Source organism: Paenibacillus sp. FSL R5-0345 (assembly GCF_000758585.1).
In the GTDB taxonomy this organism is placed as follows: Bacteria; Bacillota; Bacilli; order Paenibacillales; family Paenibacillaceae; genus Paenibacillus_AQ.
Genome location: NZ_CP009281.1, coordinates 451095 through 474449, shown reverse-complemented (window position 1 = coordinate 474449; position 23355 = coordinate 451095). Strand labels below are relative to the sequence as shown.

General features: G+C 45.6%; 20 protein-coding genes. 5 read left to right on the top strand and 15 right to left on the bottom strand.

What is annotated here, in order from left to right:
- Positions 1-32: 32 nt before the first annotated feature.
- The 8 genes from R50345_RS02120 to R50345_RS02085 all read right to left on the bottom strand — a co-directional run bounded on the left by R50345_RS02120 (position 33) and on the right by R50345_RS02085 (position 9975).
- Complete coding sequence (locus R50345_RS02120) at positions 33-446, bottom strand: GNAT family N-acetyltransferase (RefSeq protein ID WP_042123695.1); 414 nt, start codon at positions 444-446, stop codon at positions 33-35.
- Between the two features lie 20 nt (positions 447-466).
- Positions 467-682: a hypothetical protein gene (locus R50345_RS02115; protein ID WP_042123693.1), complete on the bottom strand. Its 216-nt coding sequence runs from the start codon at positions 680-682 to the stop codon at positions 467-469.
- Between the two features lie 55 nt (positions 683-737).
- On the bottom strand, positions 738-1811 hold the full coding sequence (locus tag R50345_RS02110) for a glycoside hydrolase family 88 protein (RefSeq protein ID WP_081954226.1): 1074 nt from the start codon (positions 1809-1811) through the stop codon (positions 738-740).
- Between the two features lie 108 nt (positions 1812-1919).
- Complete coding sequence (locus R50345_RS02105) at positions 1920-3875, bottom strand: alginate lyase family protein (protein ID WP_042123690.1); 1956 nt, start codon at positions 3873-3875, stop codon at positions 1920-1922.
- 79 nt (positions 3876-3954) lie between these two features.
- The gene (locus tag R50345_RS02100; RefSeq protein WP_052414433.1) at positions 3955-5577 is read right to left on the bottom strand and encodes an extracellular solute-binding protein; all 1623 of its coding nucleotides are present in this window, start codon (positions 5575-5577) and stop codon (positions 3955-3957) included.
- A gap of 58 nt (positions 5578-5635) precedes the next feature.
- Entirely contained in the window at positions 5636-6496 is an 861-nt protein-coding gene (locus R50345_RS02095; protein WP_042123688.1) for a carbohydrate ABC transporter permease, read from the bottom strand.
- Between the two features lie 10 nt (positions 6497-6506).
- Positions 6507-7427, bottom strand: a complete 921-nt coding sequence (locus R50345_RS02090) for an ABC transporter permease (protein ID WP_231574024.1) — start codon at positions 7425-7427, stop codon at positions 6507-6509.
- Positions 7428-7713: 286 nt separating this feature from the next.
- Complete coding sequence (locus R50345_RS02085; protein ID WP_042123683.1) at positions 7714-9975, bottom strand: helix-turn-helix domain-containing protein; 2262 nt, start codon at positions 9973-9975, stop codon at positions 7714-7716.
- A gap of 259 nt (positions 9976-10234) precedes the next feature.
- On the opposite strand from R50345_RS02085, the gene R50345_RS02080 reads away from it, so the two are divergent.
- A complete protein-coding gene (locus R50345_RS02080) occupies positions 10235-10543 on the top strand; it encodes a hypothetical protein (RefSeq protein WP_042123682.1) in 309 nt (102 codons plus the stop codon).
- A gap of 314 nt (positions 10544-10857) precedes the next feature.
- Here the strand turns inward: R50345_RS02080 and R50345_RS02075 are convergent, their stop codons facing one another.
- From R50345_RS02075 to R50345_RS02060, 5 genes are all read right to left on the bottom strand, one after another.
- On the bottom strand, positions 10858-11082 hold the full coding sequence (locus tag R50345_RS02075) for a YezD family protein (RefSeq protein ID WP_042123679.1): 225 nt from the start codon (positions 11080-11082) through the stop codon (positions 10858-10860).
- A gap of 111 nt (positions 11083-11193) precedes the next feature.
- Positions 11194-12057 (bottom strand): sulfate ABC transporter permease subunit CysW, encoded by an 864-nt coding sequence (gene cysW / locus R50345_RS02070; RefSeq protein ID WP_042123676.1) that lies wholly within the window; start codon positions 12055-12057, stop codon positions 11194-11196.
- Between the two features lie 144 nt (positions 12058-12201).
- Positions 12202-12360, bottom strand: coding sequence for a hypothetical protein (locus R50345_RS31555; protein ID WP_197069733.1), 159 nt, complete (start codon positions 12358-12360; stop codon positions 12202-12204).
- Positions 12361-12569: 209 nt separating this feature from the next.
- Positions 12570-13424, bottom strand: a complete 855-nt coding sequence (gene cysT / locus R50345_RS02065; RefSeq protein ID WP_042123674.1) for a sulfate ABC transporter permease subunit CysT — start codon at positions 13422-13424, stop codon at positions 12570-12572.
- A 100-nt stretch (positions 13425-13524) separates the two neighbouring features.
- Positions 13525-14652 (bottom strand): sulfate ABC transporter substrate-binding protein, encoded by a 1128-nt coding sequence (locus tag R50345_RS02060; protein WP_042131798.1) that lies wholly within the window; start codon positions 14650-14652, stop codon positions 13525-13527.
- Positions 14653-15138: 486 nt separating this feature from the next.
- Here R50345_RS02060 and R50345_RS02055 point away from each other — a divergent pair, with 486 nt between their 5' ends.
- Positions 15139-17406, top strand: a complete 2268-nt coding sequence (locus R50345_RS02055) for an alpha/beta hydrolase family protein (RefSeq protein WP_042123673.1) — start codon at positions 15139-15141, stop codon at positions 17404-17406.
- Positions 17407-17534: 128 nt separating this feature from the next.
- On the opposite strand, the gene R50345_RS02050 is transcribed toward R50345_RS02055, so the two are convergent.
- A complete protein-coding gene (locus tag R50345_RS02050) occupies positions 17535-18584 on the bottom strand; it encodes a lactonase family protein (RefSeq protein ID WP_042123671.1) in 1050 nt (349 codons plus the stop codon).
- Positions 18585-18833: 249 nt separating this feature from the next.
- Here R50345_RS02050 and R50345_RS02045 point away from each other — a divergent pair, with 249 nt between their 5' ends.
- The 3 genes from R50345_RS02045 to R50345_RS02035 all read left to right on the top strand — a co-directional run bounded on the left by R50345_RS02045 (position 18834) and on the right by R50345_RS02035 (position 20981).
- Positions 18834-19094, top strand: coding sequence for a GlsB/YeaQ/YmgE family stress response membrane protein (locus R50345_RS02045; RefSeq protein ID WP_042123669.1), 261 nt, complete (start codon positions 18834-18836; stop codon positions 19092-19094).
- A 246-nt stretch (positions 19095-19340) separates the two neighbouring features.
- Positions 19341-19841 (top strand): CcdC family protein, encoded by a 501-nt coding sequence (locus tag R50345_RS02040; protein WP_042123667.1) that lies wholly within the window; start codon positions 19341-19343, stop codon positions 19839-19841.
- A gap of 174 nt (positions 19842-20015) precedes the next feature.
- Entirely contained in the window at positions 20016-20981 is a 966-nt protein-coding gene (locus tag R50345_RS02035) for an L-lactate dehydrogenase (RefSeq protein WP_042123664.1), read from the top strand.
- A gap of 60 nt (positions 20982-21041) precedes the next feature.
- On the opposite strand, the gene R50345_RS02030 is transcribed toward R50345_RS02035, so the two are convergent.
- The gene (locus tag R50345_RS02030; protein WP_042123662.1) at positions 21042-23282 is read right to left on the bottom strand and encodes a heavy metal translocating P-type ATPase; all 2241 of its coding nucleotides are present in this window, start codon (positions 23280-23282) and stop codon (positions 21042-21044) included.
- Positions 23283-23355: the final 73 nt, after the last annotated feature.

Here is a 23355-nt window from a genome sequence, read left to right as displayed (position 1 = left end):
GGGCACTCTCTACTGAACAGCATGTACTCGCATTAAGGGCGCAAAAACATTCCCTGAGAACGTGGCATGACCGATTCAAAGCCATATTGTGCATACAATTTCGAGGCTTCCCCATCTGCAATCAGACTTACATAAGCCTTGTCCGGTACAGTATGAAGAAATTGCCTAATTTCCCCCATGATCAATTTGCCTAAACCCCGTCCTTGATGTGAAGGCTTAACCGCGATATCCGTGACCTGAAAAAAGCATCCCCCATCGCCAATCACCCTGCCCATCCCGATCAAGGTATTCTCCTCATACAAGGTAACCGCGAAAATAGATCGAGGCAATCCTATCCCAGCCCCTTCCGCGCTCATTTCACTCAGACCAGCTTCTTTTCTCAGCGCTAAATACTGTTCCACTGAAGGACATTCATGACGTATATCCAGCTTTCCTGTCGTCCCCATACCGTTCTCCTCCTAGCTCTTTAACATACACTAAGCTTAGCACCGTTCAGCATTGCTGTTCCAACTATATACGACTCTGTGGTACACAGGCAAGGATCAGCATAGTTCAGGTAACGCTTACCCCTCTTCCCATATTGAACATACAACAGTTTCTCGGAATAACGGAATGTCTGTCCAAAAATAATAAAGCCGCCTAGCACATACGCAAGGCGGCTTTTGGAATCAACGATTCTCATTAAACTATGCAATTACTCCCATTAATCTGATTAGCACATCTGGTATATCATTTCACTACCACAAAAACAAGTCGTTCCCCTTTAACTTGAACACAGCTTCCATGAAATAATAATCGCCATAAATGATTGAAACATGAATGTCTTTATGATGATACGCTGCTGAACCGTTCATTAAAAGATGATCGGAATCGGTCGTCCAGTCGCAGCGAGTAGCGTCCACTGTTCTCAGGAGCTTCAGCGCAGCGTTCAGGTAGACCTCCTTTTCGTGCTCGCCAACAACTTGGGTGATCTCGATCAGTCCGCAAGCTGCGATCACCGCTGCCGTGGAGTCTTCGTAAGCGGGCTCCTTCGGTTGCCGGAAATCGATTGGAATAACCCCGTTATCCGGAATATTAGCCATAAAATAATGCGCCACCCGTTTGGCCGCCTGCAAATACTCCGGCTTTCCCGTATGTGTATAACTGATCATAAAGCCGTATAAAGCCCAGGTCTGCCCACGTGTCCAGGACGAGCCATCCTCGTAGCCTTGGCCGCCGTAAGTTCGGACTACTCCTCCATGGAACGGATCAAACTCCACGATATGGTTCACGGAACCGTCCGGCCTGATAAAAGCTTCTAAAGCGGTGTCCGCATGCCTCATTGCGATTTGCGCATATCGCGGATCGTTAGTCTCTTCGCTCGCCCAATAGAGAAGCGGGAGATTCATCATGCAGTCCACGATCGCCCACCCTCTTGTATCTTCGCTGGCCGTATCATCGTTCCAAGCGCGGATAAATCCGCCTGCCAGATTAAATCGTCCAGCAAGTAAGTTGGCGGCATGCATTGCCCTCTTACGGGATTCCGGATTTCCGGTAACTTTATAATTGGCCAAGCTCGTAGGCAACCACATAAATCCGACATCATGATGCAGACCGTAGAATTGATGGAAGCAGGCATCCAATGCATCTTCCGTGAAATTGGCGATTTCCTTGTACTTCTGAGCGCCGGTTTCATGGTGCATGAGCCACATCATACCGCCCCAAAATCCATTCGTCCACCAGTTGATATCTTTTTCAATCTGATTGTCGTGCGTGCCATTTCTTGTCGTATATGGAATTTTGCTTCTTGATCGTTCACATACGGCGTCCATTTTGTCCGTTAGTTTAGAAATGACATTATCTACCCAAATTTGATCATCAGCCTGAAGGTTCAACAATCTGCTCACTCCTATATTTAACTTTCTAAGGGTCCCCCCTTTTTAAGCCCGTTTGCTTATGTGCATATCTCTTTCGTTTATCGAAACCAAGTACTGATCTCCAAGCTCGAAGCTGAATACACTTTCCTCTTCTTCAATAATCTGAACGGCAGGCTGTTGCACCCCATGAAAAGGAATAAGCACGGTCAAGAAATTCATAGTACCGCTGTACCTATCCTGAAAGCGGACCCTTGTCGAAGGCCTTGAGAGATCGGTCTCATCGGATAATCTTCCCTTCAAGAGATTCAATTCTCCCGTATGGCTTGTCGCTATCGCGAGATTCGCAATATTACTTGTCGCGATCACACCGTTCTTGTTCTCTTCCACCTCGACAAAATCTAGATGGAAATAGCGCTGAACGCTATGGTCATTCAGCCCTTCTACCCGATCGGCAATAAGCACGAATCGATTATCCACTAGCGAAATATGCCGGTGATGAACAACCGGATCGTAGTTGGTATGACAAGCACTGGCGAGCCGGTAGAAGCCTCTATCTTCTACATTGTAGATTCCACCGGGCTTTTGCGGCCCGAATTTAAACGGAGAAATATACTCGAAATGATCTCGCTCATCGATCAGCAGTGTGGAGTGATAATTTGAGCTCTTAAACTGTTTGCGGTCTTCATCATCCCGATAACAAAAAAATCCGGGATCGCAAATCATGTCTTTTCCAAGCGCCGTAAAATCAAAGCTCATCAGATCGATATGGGCGTGGGCATTCTGTATTGGGCTTTTACATATAAACAAAAAGCTAAGAGCCTTTGAATCCCAGCCGCTGCGGATAATCGCTTGATCTAGCGTACGATTCCAGAATGTCGTCTGCTTATCTAATACAAATTGTCTGCCCTGCAGAGAATGCAGCTCTTCCACGAATTGGCGGACATCGAGTGCTCTCCATACATGCTTGCTTGCTTCCCGTACCACCTCAGTCACATCGATCAAGTTCGTTGCTAGCCCCAGCCAAGAAACATCATCCAACGCAAAATACCCATAGACACCGGACATTACAGCAAGCGGGTTCGCATAGGAATCACCTACAGGTACACATTTCCCGGTTGGTCTTAACGAGTAAATGGAGTAATCCAGATTTTTTCTAAACCGTTCCATGTACGCTGGGGAGAACTGAAACTGGAAACGCTTAGCCAGAACCACAGCCAGCCCAAACCAGAACATACAGCCATTATGATACGATGGGCAGCCCTCGATTTGACCGCCGTCCTCTGTCAGTTGCGCCATGCTGCACTTTTCGATGCCCTCGATCGCAAAAGCCTTCCATTCCTCAGCTTCTTTCAGCTCGGGAAAGTAAAGGGCAGTCGTCAGAAGTCCCAAACATTCCATTAAATAATGGTTATGATCCGCTTTAGGCCACAGCTGAGGTGACACGTTACGCAAAGCTTTTACTTGCTTGTAAATGACCGTTAAATACTGCTCTAATACTGCCTCCGTAAACAGCTCCGAGCGGCCTAGATGCTCCAAGACAAGCGGCCAAATTTTGTAGCCCCGGATACCAATCTCCAAAACCCTCAGCGGATGGCATTCCGTAAAATAGCCGATCGGCTTATCGAGCAAGTCCTCAGGAATAGTAACCGTTTCGATCCAGTCCAGCATTTCGTCGATGACCTTGAGTCCATACTTCGCGTCCTTGGTAAGCGAGTAAGCTTCCAGTAAGTCCTGCCAATGATTCATGCGATTCAGCTGCCATAAATATTCATTGTCATTATGTCTGCGCTCCAGCCAGCTGGGCGGATTCCCGACAAATTCCCTGACTCCCCCCGTACCGGGAAGCATGATCATTCCTTGATAGGCGAATTCGGCATTCGTGATCGTCTCGCGCACATGATCAGGCATATGTGCTGCGATATAGGCGGCTTTCTCGTCCATCGGCTCAAGCCGTGATCGCAAGTTAGCTAACAGCTCCGTCGTAGACATCGGCTCTTTCAGCCATGATTGTAGATTCATTTATTCATCTCCATTATGTTATTTCGAATTCGAAATGCCCCCTCCGAAATCATTAAGACTCCGGAAGGAGCGACTCCAGCTATTTCATGTAACGGTCGTATGCACCTTGCTCTAAAGCAAGCAAATCCTTTATTCCTAATCCTTCCAATTCCTTGATATACTTACTGAATGTCTCATCGTTGATCGGTTCCACGCCAAGCACCCATCTCTGAAGCTTCTCCTCCACATAAGTCAGTACGCCAGCATTTAACTCCTCAAATTTGGTCCGTTCCTCATCCGTATACGCAATCGGCGGGTAAGCCTCCATAATATAGCCATTGTCAATGTATTCCTTGATGCCTTTCAATGCAGTCGCGTTGGTCCATTGCTCTTCGTAAGCATAGTCTTGATGAAAGGCCAGCTCGATCTGTGCTCCCTCTTCCTGAAGCTGTTGGATCACTGTCTTTTCTTTATTTTTCAATACAGAATCTTTAAACTTCGGCTTGCCGTCCACGAGGTCGTAATCCTTTCCTTCGATGCCAAAGTTCATTAGTCTCCGGCCCTCTTCGGAGAACCAAAAATCCATATATTTGATCGCTTCGACGGGATGTTTGGTTGCCGCTGAGATTCCCCATCCGCTCGCATGCGTCTCTTTACGGGAGCTCTCTTCGACGACTTTGCCCTCGGTATTCGCTGGAGGCGTCATCGGAACAAAGGAGAAGCCCGGAATCTTAGCTGCAAGAATGTCATTAAAATTAGCCGTGCTGGCGAACCAGTCATGCGTCATGCCACCGACATTGTCTGCGAGCAAAATGTCACGCGCTTTCGCTCCGCGGGTGAAGATTTCTTTATCGATTAAGCCTTCCTTATACCACTTCGCAATATTTTCAATGGCCGTCTTATATCCTGGCTCATACATGCCGTACTTCACGACACCGTTGTCCGCGTAAAATCCGCGTTTGGCCGCATCGGCCCCGCCCCGCACGCCCCACTGGATCAGCAGATCATAAATCCCATCCAGCTTTGTCCGGCTGAAGTATGGAATTTCATCGTTCACTCCGTTACCGTTCGGATCTTTTTCTTTGAATGCTTTCAATAGCGCGTACAGCTCATCTACCGTTTTCGGTTGCTCAAGTCCCAATTTATCCAACCAATCCTGGCGTACAAACCAGCCTTTAGCAGCCGGCCCATCCGGAGTAAAGTTAAGGAAATACGTTTTTCCGTTGTAGGCTTTCATATATTTGGCTGCATCTGGATGTTCGGAAAAGAACTTTTTAATGTTCGGGGCATGCTTTTCGATCAATTCATCAAGCTCAAGAAAGGCCCCTTCAATTCCAAGACTGTCATACTGCTCCTTAATTTGATGATGAACCAGATCCGGAATTTTTCCGGAAGCCATCATTGTGTTGAATAGTTCTTTACTATTCGTCGAGGCTTTAGATGCGGTTCCCTTCAGCTTAATATTGGTCATGGCTTCCGCTTCCTTGAAGACGGGCCAGTTATCGTCGAATATAAACTTATCTGAGTAATGCATGTGGATCGTCAGTTCAAGCGGATCTTTAACGATCAGGTGCCCGGATAGCGGTTTTGTATCCGACTCCTTTGAATCATTTGCTGAACTTGCGCTATTTTGTGGAACGTTATTATTACTACAGCCTGCCAGTAGCATACCGACAGTCACCATGATTACAGCTGATGATTTCATCCATGTTTTGTTACCCACATTCACGACCTCCATTTATTGGTTTCTTGATTTCATAGTAAAAAGATTGAGACAGCCATTAACCTTTGACGGAGCCGATCATGGTCCCTTTAACGAAATATTTCTGAATGAAGGGATAGGCTGCAACAATCGGAATAATAGAGACGATGATCGTCGCATAAATGATCGTTTCCTTAGAATATACCGCCATATTCCCCATTTCGTCGCTCACGTTCATTTCCACGATCAGCTTCTTTAACAGAACTTGTAGCGGTATCTTACTCTCATCGCTCAGAAGAATCATCGTCCAGAAGTAGCCGTTCCAACGGTGCACCGCATAGAACAAACCTATCGTCACAAGAGAAGCTTTAGACAGCGGCAGATACACCTTCCATAAGATCGTTAAATCATTTGCTCCGTCAACCTTTGCCGCTTCCTCGAGTTCCTCCGGAATGCTCTGGAAGAACGTTCTCATAAGGAAGACATAGAAGGTCGTAATGGCAAAACCGATAACGATCGTAAACCTGCTGTCAAGCATGTTCAAATCTCGGAAATTGAGATACATCGGAATCATGCCCGGTTGGAACCACATCGTCAGCGCAATAAAGAAGCTGATGGCCGTACGTCCCATAACCCGTTTCTTTGACAGGGCATAGGCACCGCAAATGGTGAGAATTAAATTGACGATTACGCCGAATATGGTGTAATAGAACGTATTTAAATAGGCAATCCAAATTCCCTTTTCCGATAATACCTTTGCATAGGAGTCAAAGTTAATATCTCGCGGCAGCAAGATCACCTTACCTGTAACGACCGCTTGGGAGGAGCTGATGGATGCGGATAAGACATAGACAAATGGGTACAATGCAAGCAAAGCGATTATTCCAAGAAATACACAGTTAAAGATATAAAACAGCTTTTCGCCTCTGGTTTTTTTCATCTTCCATCACCTACCATAATCCAGTCTCCGTTAACTTCTTGCTCATCTTGTTAGCAAATACGACGAGAATAAATCCAACGACGGCATTAAACAGTCCCACAGCTGTAGCCAGGTCGTAACGTGCATCCTGCAGACCAGACCGGTACACATAGGTGTTAATAACGTCGGCCGTCTCATAGGTGGCTGGCTGATACAGAAGAATAATCGCCTCATAGCCGACTTCCAGCATGGAACCCACCTTCATGACAAGCATGATTGCGATCGTCGGAATGATGGCGGGAAGCGTGATATGCCACATTTGCTTCCATTTATTAGCCCCATCGATAACCGCCGCTTCATATAAGGCCGGATTGACGCCCGACAAAGCCGCTATATAGATGATGGTACCAAATCCCGCTTCCTTCCAAATATCCATGGACCCGATAAAAATCGTACGGAAATAATCGGGATTGGTCAGAAAGTATTGCTTTTCTCCTCCCATCATTTCGATCAGGATATTGACAATGCCGTTGCTAGGAGCCAAAAAGTTAGTAACAATCCCAGCTACGACAACGACCGAAATAAAATGGGGCAAATACGTGAAGGTCTGCACCGTTGCTTTGAATACTCCATTCTTCAATTCGTTAAATAACAAAGCGAGGATAATCGGCGCAGGAAACGCGAACAGCAATTGATACAAACTAAGCAATACTGTGTTTTTTAATAGCCGCCAGAAATATGGACTTTTAAAAAAGGTCTCGAAGTGTTCAAACCCAACCCAGGGACTAGCTTCGATTCCTTTATATACACTGAAATCCTTGAAGGCGATTTGTAGACCGTACATCGGCTTATACGCAAAGATGATATACCAAGCCAGAAACGGTATCAGGAGCAAATAAAGATAACGGTCTCTGATAAAGTTGGCTTTTATTTCTTTAAAGTTAAGCAGCACCCTCTTCTCCTCTCGCAACGATGTTTAGCTGATCCCCTCAGGAGCGCTCCCATATGAAAGGTCAGCGTTGCAATTTAAACTATAGGAATGAATGTAAGCGCTGTCTATCTCCATTATTTCATCTACCACCAACTCTTTATGTCATGGCCTCTAATGTGCATTTTTTTATGTATCAACAATTTCTCGTTATAGAGAAACGTCCGTCGAACATACAATAGCCGCCTGGCACTTAGGCTAGGCGGCTATTGTTGAATCATCAATATTCATTATATAAAGCCTTGAAATCTTATTGCTTCTCGTTAAGCTTCTTTGCGTATTGGCCAGGAGCTAACCCTTCATACTTCCGGAACATGCGAATAAACGTGTTCGCATTGTTGCAGCCGACCATCAGCGCCAAATCACCAATCTTAATGTCTTTCTGTTGACGCATAATTTCTTTGGCTTGCTGCACACGATAAAAATTCAAGTAATCTTTAAAATTTTCGCCGGAATGATTTTTGAATGCGATGCTTACATACCCGGGAGAGAAGTTAAACTCCTCCGCTATCATGCTAAGTGATAAATCCCTGTTGTAGTTGTCGTGAATATATTCGATCATCCGCTTTACCGTGCTGTTATCCATCATTTCATTCTGCTGATCAATCGTATCGAGCATAGCGCTAAATAAGGTCGTGATGGCCGAAACCATCAGCTCCTTCGATTCGCCGTGCTGCACAATGTCCAGAGAATCCTTGTGGGCTTGAACGAATTCTTCGAAAGACATATTCAACTGCTGAATAATTCGACTCAGTGTAGCCAACACAAGCAAGCTGAACTGGTCGAGCTGCTGCCGCGTTAACTGCCTTTGCTCCAGATTTTCCGATAGAAGCCGGTTTAGCGTATTTAATGCATTTTCCCGTTTGCCTCGAATCACATAGCTAATCAGCTCGCGTTCCGTATCGATAGGATAATAATAGCTAACCATCTGAACTTGGCTGAGTTGTTTATAAGTGATGACGGAGGTCTTATCCACTGCCGATCTCCGCTTCAGGATATCAAGCGCCTGGATAAAGGAGCGGTCGATTTCACCAGCAGAGGCTACGGGCTGGCCGACAGCTGCAGTCAATCCATACGCATGTGCATCCTCGACTTGAGCCATCGCTTTCATGAGCTTCTTCTGAATCGATTCCGTATCGGAGTCCCTGATTATGAAGACAAATTTAGTGAAATCGTGATCAAGCAGCTCGCAAGGGAAATGAACCTTCAACTGCTCATAAATGATCAAGGAAGTCTTTGATTTTATCGTAAGAATCGCTTCTTTCGAATATTGCTCCTCCAATTCCTTACTGTTTGAGAAGGAAATCACGCAAACGCTCAAGTTGGCAGAAAGGCTTTGTAGTTGATGCGTATTTAGCAGATCATCCACCTTGTCAGGAGAAATTAATCCATGCAGCAAATCCCGCAGAAACTTGTCTCTCATTGAGAGTCTATGCTCATTTAGTGCAGATTTCATCTGTTCATTAGCTTTACTTATACTCGTCGCTGTCTCATTGAGAAAAGCGAATTCGTCTGTACCCGCAGGCTCACCGTAGCTTTTGAACAAGCCGACGAGATGACCCACTGGCCGGTACATGCGTCTGGAAACTGTATATGCGAACGCAAGTCCAACAATGATGAGAATAACTAGTAGAAGTACAGCCCCTTTCAAGTTCGGTGTAAAGGAGTCTGCCAATGAGTAATTCTGTGTAACATACATATACGACCATTGTGGCATCGTTTTCGAGCGGATCAAATGGAAATCGAATTCCTCATTGGACAGCTTGGTGTAATCAGCGGTTGCCTGCCCATCTAGTTGTGCCAGTGGATAAGTAAGCAATTCCTTGCCCCGTTTATCATCAAAGCTTGATTTGAGCGTAACGTATCGACCATTCTCGATAATGGCAAAAGCTTCTTGTGTATCAGATGATAGGGGCGGCAGCAGTAATTGCTCAAAGAATGAGACAACGAAAAACAATGAATTCCCTATTCCTACCCTTTCTGGATTAACAATTATTATGGATGCGTTTTCATCTCCCACCGAAGTATTTCGGCTACTCGATAGCGTTATATTTGGGCTCGTGCTGTCTGTGCCTAATTGTGAAAAATCCTCATTAGTCATCCCCATATCTTCCATATAACGTCTTCTATCCGACGAGATTTGCGGCGTAATGACCAGATCGTCGTTAGTCTTCATTAAATCGATGCTGTAGCCGAATTCAGAGAATGCATCTATATGATTTTGCAGTGCATATGAGGTTTGTGTGATCTCATAGTAATTGCGTTCTTTTTCAGCGAATTTAACGACATGCTCATCTAATCTCAACTGCGCAATTAAATTGAAAGAAACACCGAGCTTCGTATCAATTTTGTCACGCGATTGCATCAGAAAATTCTGCTGATTCTGACTAAGTTCTGAACGCACTCTTTGACTGTCCTTAAAAAAAGACAGACAGACCGCAATCATCGTGTAAGCGAATACAATAATGAGGTAGGCAATAAGTAGTTTTGTGAAAAAAGACTTTCTAAGCAATTTGATCTCCCCTTGGTGATTCCTTTATAAATTGAAAATCACCTAATAGGAAAGTTTGTATCCTCATCGGGTGATTACATCTCCTTACCATCCTTTTGGAAATATCTAACTCACACTATATATGAATATGAAAATGCCGTCCATTATCAAAATTCACTGCGCTATTCACAGGACTTGGGACAATCAAATTCTTGAATCCTATTACTAACTGTGTGGAATAGTATCTATAACAATATTCTAAAAAGGTTGGTGAAGCATAATGTCTCCTGTAGCAAAGCTGTTTAAATGGGGTACGTGCCTGTATGAAGCCTTTCTGGCTCTGCCGTTGATTGGTGGACTCTTTATCATCGCTAATGGTTGGGTTCCACTTGCCATTGCTTTTTTGCTCCACGCAGTAGCCATCGTTATACTGCAAAGAGAGCGGAAACCCATTGTGGGAAACGTGCTAGGCATTATCACCTCGATTTTAGCGTTCATCCCTATCCTAGGCTGGATTATGCACGGCGTCACTGCGCTCGTACTGCTGATGGAGGGTGTGTCCGCCTCACGCCAAGCCCCCCGCTATTAAAAGGGGCAGATATCGTCGGTCGCTTGCGTGTGAAAAAGATAACAGAGCAGTCGTTTCTCCATGTTCGGATGAATCGCTGCTCTGTCTTTTGGTAAAAGAGATACCTGTTTGATGTTTTTTATGCGATAGCGACTATAGGGGCCGTTAGCATGCCAAATGTGCAAAAAACTGCGTTTAGGGTCTTCTGAGTCCGATCGATGCTTCGTATCAAAAAACAGAGGAGTTGCCTCAGCAGGCTTTCAAGGCTGCTGAGGCAACTCCATAATTTTAATCCAGTAAGATAATATATACCTGTATGATTGCCCGAGATTGTATCAACGTCCTGCCGATTGGGAATCAGCTCGCCGGGTTCCGCCCTCACCAATGTAACGCCCATTTGCGTTGCCATTGCCATTCTCAAAACGTTTGCGTTCCGTACGCTCCATCTGAACAATCTGACCTTCATGCACTACGATGTGCAAGGAGCCAAACTCCATATCATCCAGAAGCCCTGCAATCCGCGTAAGCCATAAATCATCCACTTTCAGCGGTTTAGCCATTCTCTAGCCTCCCTTTCCCCATCCAAAGGATTATATCCGCCTAATTTTCACAATTCCGTTATTACCAACCAGTATACTATGAATTAACTTAGCACGGAACCAAAAGTACTGTCAATGGGCATTTTTTCGTGATAACCAGCTTTTAATAATCATCGTCACCAAAGCCAACAAGAGGAGCAGTGATGCTACTGCAAAAGATGCTGAAAATTGATATTCATTGTACAAAATCTCAACGTGCAGTGGCAGTGTATTCGTCTCCCCGCGTATATGCCCGGACACTACAGAGACTGCACCGAACTCGCCCATGGCCCGCGCATTACACAAAATAATGCCGTATAATAAACCCCATTTAATATTAGGAAGCGTGACTCTGAAAAAGATTTGCCAACCATGTGCTCCGAGGGTAATCGCTGCCTCTTCCTCCTGTGTCCCTTGATCCTCCATCAGTGGAATCAATTCACGCGCCACAAAAGGAAATGTAACAAACAGTGTGGCCAACACGATCCCGGGAAGCGCAAATACGATCTTGATATCATGGGCGCTTAGCCAAGGGCCAAACCAACCGTTGGCGCCGAAGACGAGCACAAAGATCAGACCGCCGATGACCGGCGATACTGCAAAGGGGAGATCAATCAAGGTAATGAGAAACCCTTTGCCGCGAAAACGAAACTTGGTTACTGCCCACGCAGCTGCTACACCAAAGATGGTGTTCAATGGTACAGTGATCGCCGCAACAAGAAGCGTCAGCCTCAGTGCGGAACGAGCATCTGGATCAGTTAGAGCAGCTATATATACGTCCCAGCCTTTTTTCAACGCCTCTGTCAGCACGACAACCAAGGGCAGAGCAATCAGCCAAAAAAGGACTAGTCCAGCAGCTCCGATCAAAACCCATTTTACAGCCTGGGTTTCCGTTGTCGCTGGCGAGGACGTATTCTTCTGCAGCCGGGGGGCTTGGAGTGGGACGGTGCCTGCCACAAGTTATTCCTCCTTTAAAGGGTTTTACGAAAGCATGATTAGCTTTTGAAAAATGCCGAACAACGGGAAATATGAAGCGTCTTTGAGTGAATTTTGGAGTTATCGGGCGGCTGGAATCGTTCAAACAAGATTACTGGTAATGGGTCACTTCCAAGGAATATTGGACTTCCGATCGCTGTTATCCTCAGATTTCCTGATTTGAACCGCTGTCCGCGGTAGAAATCCGAGGATAAAGGCGAACGCTAACGCTTCTACAGTTCCAATATTCCTCTCCGTTCCTTTCTTACCAGTTATCTGGTTCAAAACTTCGAGATCGCTATCGCTCCTCTAAAAGAAAATTCACTCTGCGAATCCTCAATTTCCCTTGGGATTCCGCATTTTACGGAAGCAAGTATGCTTCGTAAAATAAAGTCGTCATTTACCTGTTCGGTTATAGCTTCGCTAAGAATCGCTCAGCAAAACAAAACTTCCAAATTAAATACTTGCAATATAGAGAGTCAAAACCTAAAGACCTACCGAGAAGTCTTACGCACCCAACGCTGGAGCGTATTGATGACTAACAGCATTAAGAAGGAAATGAGCAGTAGCAGCAATGCTACGGCAGTAGCACCAGCGTAATCATACTGCTCCAGTTTAGACATAATAAGCAACGGAGCAATCTCCGTCCTCATCGGCATATTACCGGAGATGAATACGACAGAGCCAAATTCACCAATACCACGGGCAAATGCCAAAGCAAAGCCTGTTAACAGCGGAGGGAACAACTCTGGCAATACCACTGAACGAAAGGTTCTCCAGCGGCCTGCACCAAGGGTTGCTGAGGCTTCCTCCATATCCCGATCCAAATCCTCTAGCACCGGCTGTACCGTTCGCACGACGAACGGTATCCCGATGAACATTAAAGCAAGGGTAATGCCAAGCGGGGTAAATGCCACCTTTAATCCCAGCGGCTCAAGCCACGCTCCGATCCAGCCGTTTGTCGCATAAAGAGCCGTCAAGGAGACACCAGCTACAGCTGTCGGTAAAGCAAACGGAAGATCGATCAGCGCATCAAATATTCTTTTGCCCGGAAATTCATATCGTACCAGTACCCATGCCAGCAAAAGACCTAGAATAGCATCGACAAAAGCAGCAGCCGCTGCCGTAGATAGGCTGACACGATACGAAGCCAATACGCGCGGATCGGTAGCTACATCCCAGAATTTCGCCCAGCTCAGCCCAGTAGAATTGAACAGTAGCGCTGATAGCGGCAAGAGTACTACAAGACTCAGGTAAAGTACGCTGTACCCCATCGTTATTCCAAAACCGGGCAGTATCTTTCTCCGAGTTGTCGCCGGTGCAGCTGTAGTAGTTGCGGTGACATTCATCCCCTATTCATCCTTTCTCGCCTTCGGCAGGTTAGCCGATCAGCCCCTTACTAGGGACAAATCTCTAAAAGCAAAGTAATAATCCCATTTTATTAATCTGTTATTTAGCACCCGGCACATAGATCTTGTCAAAGATCCCGCCATCGTTAAAATGCTTCTCTTGTGTTTCTTTCCAAGTTCCAAATTTATCAGCCAGTGTGAATAGCTTAATTTCCGGGAACTTATCTTTATATTGTTCTTTCACGCTTTCTAGCGTTGGACGGTAGTAGTTCTCAGCCGCGATTTTTTGTCCTTCCTCCGTATAGAGATACTTCAAGTAAGCCTCGGACACCTCACGGGTATTTCTTTTATCCACAACCTTATCTACTATTGCTACCGGCGGTTCAGCCAGAATACTCTCAGATGGATTTACGATATCGAATTTATCCGGACCGAGCTCTTCTACAGAAAGATAAGCTTCATTCTCCCAAGCAATCAGCACATCGCCAATTCCACGCTCTACAAAAGTGGTCGTCGAACCGCGCGCCCCCGTATCCAGCACTGGAACATGTTTGAACAGTTCTTTTACAAATTCCTCAGCCTTAGCTTCATCGTTATTGTTGTGGTCTAACGCATAACCCCACGCCGCCAAGTAGTTCCAACGCGCACCACCTGATGTTTTCGGATTCGGTGTAATCACTTCTACGCCTTCCTTGAGCAGATCCGGCCAATCTTTGATTCCTTTCGGATTCCCTTTGCGTACTAAGAACACGATTGTTGAGGTATAAGGTGAACTGTTATGATCGAATTTACTTTGCCAGCCTTCATTGATAAGACCCTTTTCCTGCAATGCGTCAATATCATATCCAAGGGCCAGTGTGACCACATCCGCTTCCAGACCATCAAGCACTGCACGGCTTTGTTTACCTGATCCACCGTGAGATTGCTTAATTGTGACCTTCTGTCCCGTTTCTTTTTCCCAGTAAGCTGCAAAAGCCTTATTATAGTTCTCATATAGCTCACGAGTAGGATCATAGGAGACGTTGAGCAGTTCTACCGGATCTTTGGATGGCGCCTTTGTAGCTTCTGCAGCATTCGTAGCCTCCGCTGTATTGGTTGATGCTGGTGAGTTCGTTGCCGAACTAGCACTATTTCCGCTATTGTTATTGCCGCCGCAAGCCGCAGTAAGTCCTGCCGTCAGCAACAAGGTAAATCCTACAAGAAGCCCTTTGTTCATTTTTCTCTTCATCATTTCCACTCCCCCATGTTTTTCTTGCCATCATTTCATTCTTAAAATATAAGAAAGTATAAGTTTCACGTTATACATTTTCCTTATATTTCTCGCTTAAACGCTTATCGTCCTTATTAAGAGGTCGAGGCGTTTATGCTTGCAGGTAACAAAAAGAACGGAGGAAAGCCCACGTATGGCAGGTCAAACCGGTCCTATGACACGTGTCTGCGAGCCTAATGCGAGCGTTCCTCCGTCTGTACGGTAAGAACTTTCTATGATTATTCCTATCTACTTAGTTGGTTATAAGGATATAATACTGAAACCCTTTAACTGTGTCAAACCTTTTTTTCCAACCAATGACAAAGGAATCTTTTGAGTCCCACGCTATACAGGCAATGGTGTGGGTTCCTGTAAGATCCACTTGTTATTGATGCTATAAAGTAATATTATTGCTACAGCTTATGGTCTAGAGAAAATTACCGCTTAATGTCGGGAGTGAGAATCATGGGTATGGATTTAGAGTACGTCCCTGCGCCGATAAGACCACGGCTTCACAGGCGAATGACTCAAGAAATTAAACGAAGAGTTAGGGGAACTTACCGTTATGATACAACGGTCTGGAGGACAGCAATCGCTGGTCTTTGGATCGTTTGCTTTTTGGCTTTCACGACTGCTGTATTAGGCATACCTACTGGGTTAGGGGTGCCCACAGATATTGCACTTGCTGCAGGTACGAGCACCATTCTGCTGGCCATTGCCAGCAATATCATAGCCGTACTGATCGCGTTGACCGGACTTCGCATCCCGCGATTATTCGCAGGCTGTGTATTGAGCGATTTTGGAGCTATTCTACTAATCTTATATTACGCTGATTTTGAGATTGAAGCAGCGGCACTCATTGCTGTCCTTCTGTCACTACTAGGTGCGTTAGGCGGTTTGGCTATCGGTCTGCTGCGCAGCAAAAGAGTAACACTGGGACTTCTGCTTACCATTACGGTAACTTTTTCCCAACTGGCTCTGGCAAACGGAGTGCAGGAACTTCCTACTTTGGAGCCTATTGATATCAGTGATTCGGATGTAATTCCACTGACTGCCTCCGATCCGGCACAACCTGGCAATCAAGCTTATCAGTCCTTCACCTATGCCAGCGGTAAGGATCTGCACCGAACGGAATACGGCAAGGATGCAAATGTGATCTCTTCTACAGTAGATGCTTCTGCTTATATTAAGAATTGGTCAAAACTGCGCACTTTATTCTGGGGATTCGATTATAATGCACTTCCACTTAATGGTCGTGTATGGATGCCTGAGGGCGAAGGTCCCTATCCGGTAGTGTTGATGGTGCACGGAAATCACATGATGGAAGATTACTCTGATGGAGGGTATGCTTATCTCGGCGAACTCTTGGCCAGTCGAGGGTTTATCGCAATTTCCCTGGATGAGAATTTCCTCAACTATTCGGCTTGGTCTGGTATTCCGGACAATGATTTTAAAGTACGAACCTGGATCATTCTGAAACATCTGGAACAGCTTGCAGATTTCTCAGAACAACCGGGCAATCCTTTTTATGAGAAAATAGATTTCACAAAAACCGCCCTGCTCGGTCATAGCCGCGGTGGACAAGCTGTTGCTATGGCTGCAGATGCCGATCGCTGGTTCAAAAATGATCCCGTTATGAAGGCAGTAGATCGTTTTAATATAACCTCTGTAGTCGCCCTTGCCCCAACGGACAAAGCGATAGACGATCAGCAAGCCCGTCTCAAGGATGTTAACTATTTGACTCTGCAAGGGGCTCGCGATGGGGATGTACATGATTTCTATGGTGATCGACAGTATATACGTACTTCCTATTCCCAAGGGTCCTCCGCTTTCAAAAGCTCGCTGTATATTGCGGACGCCAATCACAGTCAGTTCAACAGCGATTGGGGTGCCTATGATCAGACATTACCTGCTGGACTCTTTTTAAATCGAGCGCAAATTATGGAAGCAGATAAACAGCGGCAAATCGCAAAAGTCTATGTATCAGCCTTTCTGGAGACTACCTTACACGGAAAAGACGAATACCAGAGCTTGTTCCGGGATTACCGCAGCGGACTGAAATGGCTACCGGATACTACTTACTACAGTCGATTCCAGGATGGCGGATATCGGCCAGTAGCCACATTTGACGAGGATCGCAACAAGAATACCGTTGATCTTGGAACAGCAGAAGCTTCCGGATTATCCTGGTCGGAAGAGCTCGCGAAGGATCGTGAATCTAAGAGTAAAGCCACCTATGGTGTCGTTCTTGAACGGACATCCAAAAAAGACGAGGACGCCTATTACAACATTAAGCTTAAAGACAGTGTTGTTACTGAAATGGCCCTTTCAGACGCAGACGGTCTTACGTTCTCCTTAGCAAACCTCAATGGTGATATCAAGGATGAATTAAATATTCCGCTACCTCCGAATGTAGAGGTGGAATTAACCGACAAAAATGATACCTCAGCACGCTTGCCGCTAAGTGAGGTAATGGATATTCTTCCACTGCCGCAAACTCAGTTCACGTTATTCCCATGGCTTGAAGAACGGATTAATGATGGGAAATACGGTGATCTATCCGAAGCTGTTTTTCAAACCTATGAGATGCCTTTCGAACAGTTTCAAGAGGAAGAACCCGAGCTAGAACCTGAGAACCTGACGGAAATCACCTTCTACCTTGAAGCTGAGGGAGATAAAATCATGCTAGATGACATTGGCTTCTACGATTTAGGAATTCGAAACACGTTTTAAGGTATCTTGCCATCATACCAATAAGGCCTTCCCCTCAGCACATGTAGAGCTGATTGGAAGGCCTTTTATTTTGATGGATTACGGGGAATAGCCCCTAATATTGAAACATACAATAACCTATTCCCAGCCTACAAGGCTTGAATACAGACTGGTGTCTTTATCTTCAGCTCATTCCCTGTAGGAATTAATCTGCCACTGTCACTATCGATAGAGAACGAAGTAATAATGTCGCTATTTTGATTCGCAGCGAGCAGCTTGCCGCCAATGATGGCGAAATTACGCGGAGTACGTCCGCCTGTAACCTGCCAATCTACTGCTTCAAGAAGACCTGTTGAACCGTCAATATGGAACAAGGCAATGCTGTCTTGTCCCCGGTTCGAGACATACAAGAATTTACCACATGGCGATACATGAATATCGGAAGCTGTATCATCACTACCCGCAATGTATTGCTCTGGAAGCGTGCTAACATGCTGTAAAATGCTAAGGTTCCCATTCTGCTCATCATTAGCAAATACCGTTACTGTACAGTTTAGTTCATTCGCCAGGTAAATCCATTGTCCTGAAGGGTGTACCGCCAGATGGCGGGGGCCTGAACCAGGCGGGAGATTAATCTCCCGATGCTTAGACAGCTTACCTTCTTCAAGGCGGTAAATCAGGATTTGATCCAGTCCCAAATCGCAAACCAGTATAAGCTTTCCGCTTCCTTCTGGAATGACAGAGTGTGGATGCGGAGCCTCCTGACGGTCTTCACGAATTCCTGAACCTACATGCTTCACTTGGTCAGACATAACCTGAAGCGAGCCATCCTCATTTACAGGAAATACGTTGGCGTTGCCACCGGAATAATTAGAGACAAATATGTAATCTTGCTTAGGACTGATGGAGACATAACAAGGAGCGCCGCCTTCCGTAGGACGACTTCCAAGTGGACTCAGCGCTTTAGTAACAGGATCAATAGCAAAAGCATAGACCTCGCCCTCATCCTTCTCACTAACCGCATAGAGCACGCTTCCTGTGCTGTTTACTGCTAAAAACGATGGATTCTCAATGCCCTTTGTACCCTCAAGAATCTTCATTTCCCCTGATGAAGGACTAAGCGAGCATAATAGAATAGCTTCCTCACCCTCAGGGTTATACGTTCCCACATAAAACAATACCTCATTAGGCCGTTCCATAGTAGCGACTCCTTTGTTTGTATAAAGTGTATTTACTTCTTAATTACCCTTTACTGATAGCATCTTACTCAGTATTTCATAATATTTTTTCACTATAGCATGTTTATAGTTGTAATACATTATCGAGTTGAATTTTGAGCCCACTTCCTAACAATTCCGGTAGAAGTAAGTTTTTACAAGTGGTTTAAACATGATTGGCAAGGTTAATAGTAGACATCGAAAACAACAAAACGAAGGAGTTGAAGTAACATGAGTTTTTTATGGATGTTAATTGTTGGTGGGATTATTGGTTGGTTAGCGGGTCTGATTATGGGCAGAGATATTCCAGGCGGGGTTATTGGTAACATTATCGCAGGTATTATCGGTTCATGGCTCGGCGGCGTGCTTCTGGGAAGCTGGGGACCTAAAGTAAGTGATTTCTACTTCTTCCCTTCATTGATCGGGGCCGTTGTTCTGATCTTTATCGTCAGCCTTATTCTTCGCTCAACAAGCGGACGTAGCCGTTCATAAGCTAGACCGAACTAATATTATCGGGCTACTTCCCTAAATGAATATTTATGCTAAAAAATAGCAGGTCTAGGCGGTTTAGCCTTGATCTGCTATTTGGTGTTTTCGGCTCCTTTCTACTTAAAGTAGTTTGCAGTGCTTTTCATGGAGTTACTACCTCCGTACAGCGGCTACACTTCAATGTTCTGCCATCGTTTTTCTGTTATAATGAAGATACAAGTGACTCAAATCATAGAGAGGTCGTGAATCATGAGTAGCATTAACCCCTCACTCCTACATATCGGCTCCACTATAGGGACCTTGCTCATGGCGCTAATGGTTATTTTTATTCGTCTTAAAGCTAGCGCTCGTCCGGTTACCATTCGAAAAATATGGATTCCGCCTCTAGGTATGTCGACCGGCTTTGCCATGTTCGTTGTACCTGAAGTTAGGTTTCCTTTATGGTGGGCAGCGCTCGCCTTTCTGATCGGCTGGTTCATCTTCGCGTATCCTCTAATACGCAGTACAAACTTCGAACAACGGGATGGACAAATCTATGCTCAGCGTTCTAAGAGCTTTGCTTTCATCCTGCTCGGACTTCTTCTAGTCCGCACCTTACTTCATGAATTTATTAATAGTTATGTTTCTATCCCACAGTCCGGCGGATTGTTCTTCATCTTGGCCTTCGGGATGATTGTTCACTGGAGATTCTTTATGTACAAACGTTATAAGGTAATGACTTCCTCGGAGACACAATCCCTAAAGTCATAAGTATATATTGTTATTCCAAGAAGCCATTTCAATCCATATGATTGAGATGGCTTTTTACTATTGAACGCCTTGGAGTAAAAAAAATCATTTTTTCTGTGTCCGATGTTAGGTAACTTGCGGAGGGATACGTTAAAATATATGCATATCTAACGATAGAGAGTGAGGTCAAGGCAATTGAAAAGTAAATCGAGAAAAGTCGCCATCGTCGGTGCCGGAATGGTCGGTTCCAGCTGCGCCTACTCCATGGTCAATCAGGCGATTTGTGATGAGATCATGATGATCGACCGCACCTATGACCGTGCTATGGCACAAGCACTTGATCTCTCGCACTGCATGGATTTCACCAACACACGCACAAAGGTGTATGCCGGAACCCATAGCGACTGTGCAGGAATGGATGTAGTTATCCTGACTGCCGGCGCCAATCCAACGGCGGGACAGACAAGATTGGATGTTCTGGAAGCCTCTGCGGTAATTACTAGAGAAATTATCACCAACATCATGGCTGGGGGATTCGATGGAATATTCGTAGTCGCCGCTAATCCAGTCGATATTGTCACTTATATGGTATGGAAAATATCAGGGCTGCCCCGCCACAGAATTATTGGTACGGGAACCTCCATTGACTCCTCACGCCTAAAGACACTACTGTCCGATGTATTCTCTATTGATCCGCGCAGCGTTAACGGCTACGCGCTCGGAGAACATGGTGAATCCCAGTTTGTAGCTTGGTCACATGTGACGATTGGCGGCAAGCCTATCCTGCAAATTATGGAGCAGCATCGCGAGCGGTTCCAGCATCTGGATCTGGAGGATATCTCCCGCAAGACCAAAGACGCGGGCTGGGAGATATTCACCAAAAAAGGCTCTACACATTTCGGTATTGGCAGCGCACTGGCCTACATTACTCGCTCCATCCTGAATGATGAGCACAAGATCATTGCCGTATCTGCAATTCTGGACGGAGAGTACGGGCAAAGTGGTGTATGTACCGGTGTGCCTGCCATTATTGGCAGTACTGGCATTCAAGAACTGCTCGAGCTTAACCTAAACACTGAAGAAGCAGCGAAATTCGACGCCTCCTGCAGCATTGTACGCGCAGGTATTGAGAGTCTGCACTTGGAAGACAACCCCCTTTAAACAAAAGAAATCGCTCTTTGGGATCAGTAAGTAACACCAATACCCTAAAGAGCGATTTTTTTATCCTTGATCTTTAACCTTTAATGCTCGAATACTGTTCAGTACAGCTAACACAGTTACCCCAACGTCTGAGAATACGGCTTCCCACATCGTGGCGATCCCAAATGCACCGAGGACAAGAAATATAGCTTTAACGCCTAAAGCAAAGATAATATTCTGCCATACAATCATCCGTGTGCGCTTAGAAATTCCGATAGCTACAGCAATCTTAGATGGTTCATCAGTCATAATAACGATATCTGCCGCTTCAATCGCTGCATCCGAGCCCAGTCCACCCATTGCGATCCCCACATCTGCTCTAGCCAGTACCGGGGTATCATTAATTCCATCACCGACAAAAATAATTTTCTCACGATGTGACTTTTCACGATCCAGCTTCTCGATGGCCTCTACCTTATGCTGCGGTAAAAGCTCCGCGTGTACCTCATCTACACCTAACTGCTTCCCAACAGCTTCAGCTACGGAAGAAGCATCGCCAGTAAGCATCACCGTCTTGCGGATGCCAAGTTTTTTGAGCGTCTGAATGGCCTGCAGTGAGTCCTCCTTCACTTCATCAGCAATCACCAGATATCCTCCATACTGATGATCCACTGCGATGTGAACTACTGTACCACTCTGCTCTGGCACCTCATAAGCTATACCCTCTCGCTCCATCAGACGCGCGTTACCTGCAAGGACCGTCTTACCTTCAATCGAAACCTCAATTCCGTGACCAGAGATTTCATTGTAATTGGAGATCGCTTCCTTAGAAATCTGTTCTCCATAAGCCGTCCGAATCGATTCGGCAATCGGGTGATTCGAATGGCTCTCCGCATAAGCGGCTATTCGCAGCAATTCATCCTTAGAGTTACCACCCGATGGATAAATTCCAGTGACCTTAAACTGCCCCTTGGTCAACGTTCCTGTCTTATCAAAGACAACTACTTTCACATCATTTAATGCTTCAAGGTAGTTACTTCCTTTGATTAGAATTCCACTGCGTGAAGCTGCACCAATTCCTCCGAAGAAACCGAGTGGAATTGAGACCACAAGCGCACACGGACAGGAGATTACGAGAAATACAAGCGCCCGGTAAATCCAATCTGAAAAGGTTGCCCCGCTAATCACTAGCGGAGGAACGACAGCCAGCAGTACAGCTGTGATCACTACTATAGGTGTGTAAGCCCGTGCAAATTTAGTAATGAAGTTCTCCGTTTTCGCCTTGTTGCTCGAAGCATTCTGCACCAGTTCCAGAATTTTAGATACAGCTGATTCTCCAAAGGTCTGCGTGACTTGCATAGTAATAACACCGTTCCGATTAATAAACCCACTTAATACCGTACTTCCCGGTCCAGCCGAACGCGGTACAGATTCCCCGGTAAGTGCTGATGTATCCATCATGGCGCTCCCCTCAAGGATCGTTCCGTCCAGAGGTACCTTTTCACCCGGTTTCACAACAATCAAATCACCGATCGCCACTTCCTCAGGGGAGACTCGTTTAAGATCATTTCCAAGCTTAAGGTAAGCAAATTCAGGACGGATATCCATAAGTGCCGTGATAGATCGGCGTGAACGGTTTACTGCCAGACCTTGGAACAGTTCTCCGATTTGGTAAAAAAGCATAACCGCTACACCCTCTGGATACTCACCAATCGCAAAGGCACCGATGGTTGCGAGAGCCATCAAGAAATTCTCATCGAACACCTGACCCCGGATAATGTTCTTCACTGCTTGCCAGACGACCTCACTACCCACGATGAGATAGGCTGCTAAGAAAATCAGTAGTTCTACTACACCCTCGACCGGTAAGAATATTCCGGCAAGAGCGAGTATGCCACCGCCACCTAACCGCAGTAGAATCTTACGGGTATCGCCTTCCCCATGCTCGTGACTGTGACCATGGCTATGGCCATCCGCATCATCATGCTTATGTCCGTCTGCAGCCTGATGATCGTGGTCATGTCCATGTTTATGATCATGTTGATGACTACTGTTATTATGCGGCTTGCGACTACCCGAAACCTTCTCTTTCACATTTACATGGGGCTCAAGTGCTTTCACCGTTTTCTTTGCTTCAACAATCGCTGACTCCTCATAACCTGCGGCGGTTTCCATCGTCATTGTCTTCGTAACAAAATTAACGGAGCAAGACGATACACCTTCAATCTTCTTCACTTTATCTTCAATTTTCATTGCGCAATTGGCGCAGTCCAAGCCTTCTAATTCCCACTGACGTTTTACTTTTCCTTGCATCGTATCCATACGGCACATCTCCTCAAATAAAAACCATATATGAGCACTTGTTCATATGTTATCTTACTGCTATTATATTCCC

Excerpts from the sequence above, each read along its gene's own strand:
- R50345_RS02095 (WP_042123688.1), bottom strand. The coding sequence starts at position 6,496 with ATGAAAAAAACCAGAGGCGAAAAGCTGTTTTATATCTTTAACTGTGTA.
- R50345_RS02030 (WP_042123662.1), bottom strand. The coding sequence starts at position 23,282 with ATGGATACGATGCAAGGAAAAGTAAAACGTCAGTGGGAATTAGAAGGC.
- R50345_RS02060 (WP_042131798.1), bottom strand. The coding sequence starts at position 14,652 with ATGAAGAGAAAAATGAACAAAGGGCTTCTTGTAGGATTTACCTTGTTG.
- R50345_RS02040 (WP_042123667.1), top strand. The coding sequence starts at position 19,341 with ATGAGTAGCATTAACCCCTCACTCCTACATATCGGCTCCACTATAGGG.
- R50345_RS02080 (WP_042123682.1), top strand. The coding sequence starts at position 10,235 with ATGTCTCCTGTAGCAAAGCTGTTTAAATGGGGTACGTGCCTGTATGAA.
- R50345_RS02055 (WP_042123673.1), top strand. The coding sequence starts at position 15,139 with ATGGGTATGGATTTAGAGTACGTCCCTGCGCCGATAAGACCACGGCTT.
- cysT (WP_042123674.1), bottom strand. The coding sequence starts at position 13,424 with ATGAATGTCACCGCAACTACTACAGCTGCACCGGCGACAACTCGGAGA.
- R50345_RS02050 (WP_042123671.1), bottom strand. The coding sequence starts at position 18,584 with ATGGAACGGCCTAATGAGGTATTGTTTTATGTGGGAACGTATAACCCT.
- R50345_RS02110 (WP_081954226.1), bottom strand. The coding sequence starts at position 1,811 with ATGGACGCCGTATGTGAACGATCAAGAAGCAAAATTCCATATACGACA.
- R50345_RS02115 (WP_042123693.1), bottom strand. The coding sequence starts at position 682 with ATGAGAATCGTTGATTCCAAAAGCCGCCTTGCGTATGTGCTAGGCGGC.
- R50345_RS02075 (WP_042123679.1), bottom strand. The coding sequence starts at position 11,082 with ATGGCTAAACCGCTGAAAGTGGATGATTTATGGCTTACGCGGATTGCA.
- R50345_RS02105 (WP_042123690.1), bottom strand. The coding sequence starts at position 3,875 with ATGAATCTACAATCATGGCTGAAAGAGCCGATGTCTACGACGGAGCTG.
- R50345_RS02120 (WP_042123695.1), bottom strand. The coding sequence starts at position 446 with ATGGGGACGACAGGAAAGCTGGATATACGTCATGAATGTCCTTCAGTG.
- R50345_RS02045 (WP_042123669.1), top strand. The coding sequence starts at position 18,834 with ATGAGTTTTTTATGGATGTTAATTGTTGGTGGGATTATTGGTTGGTTA.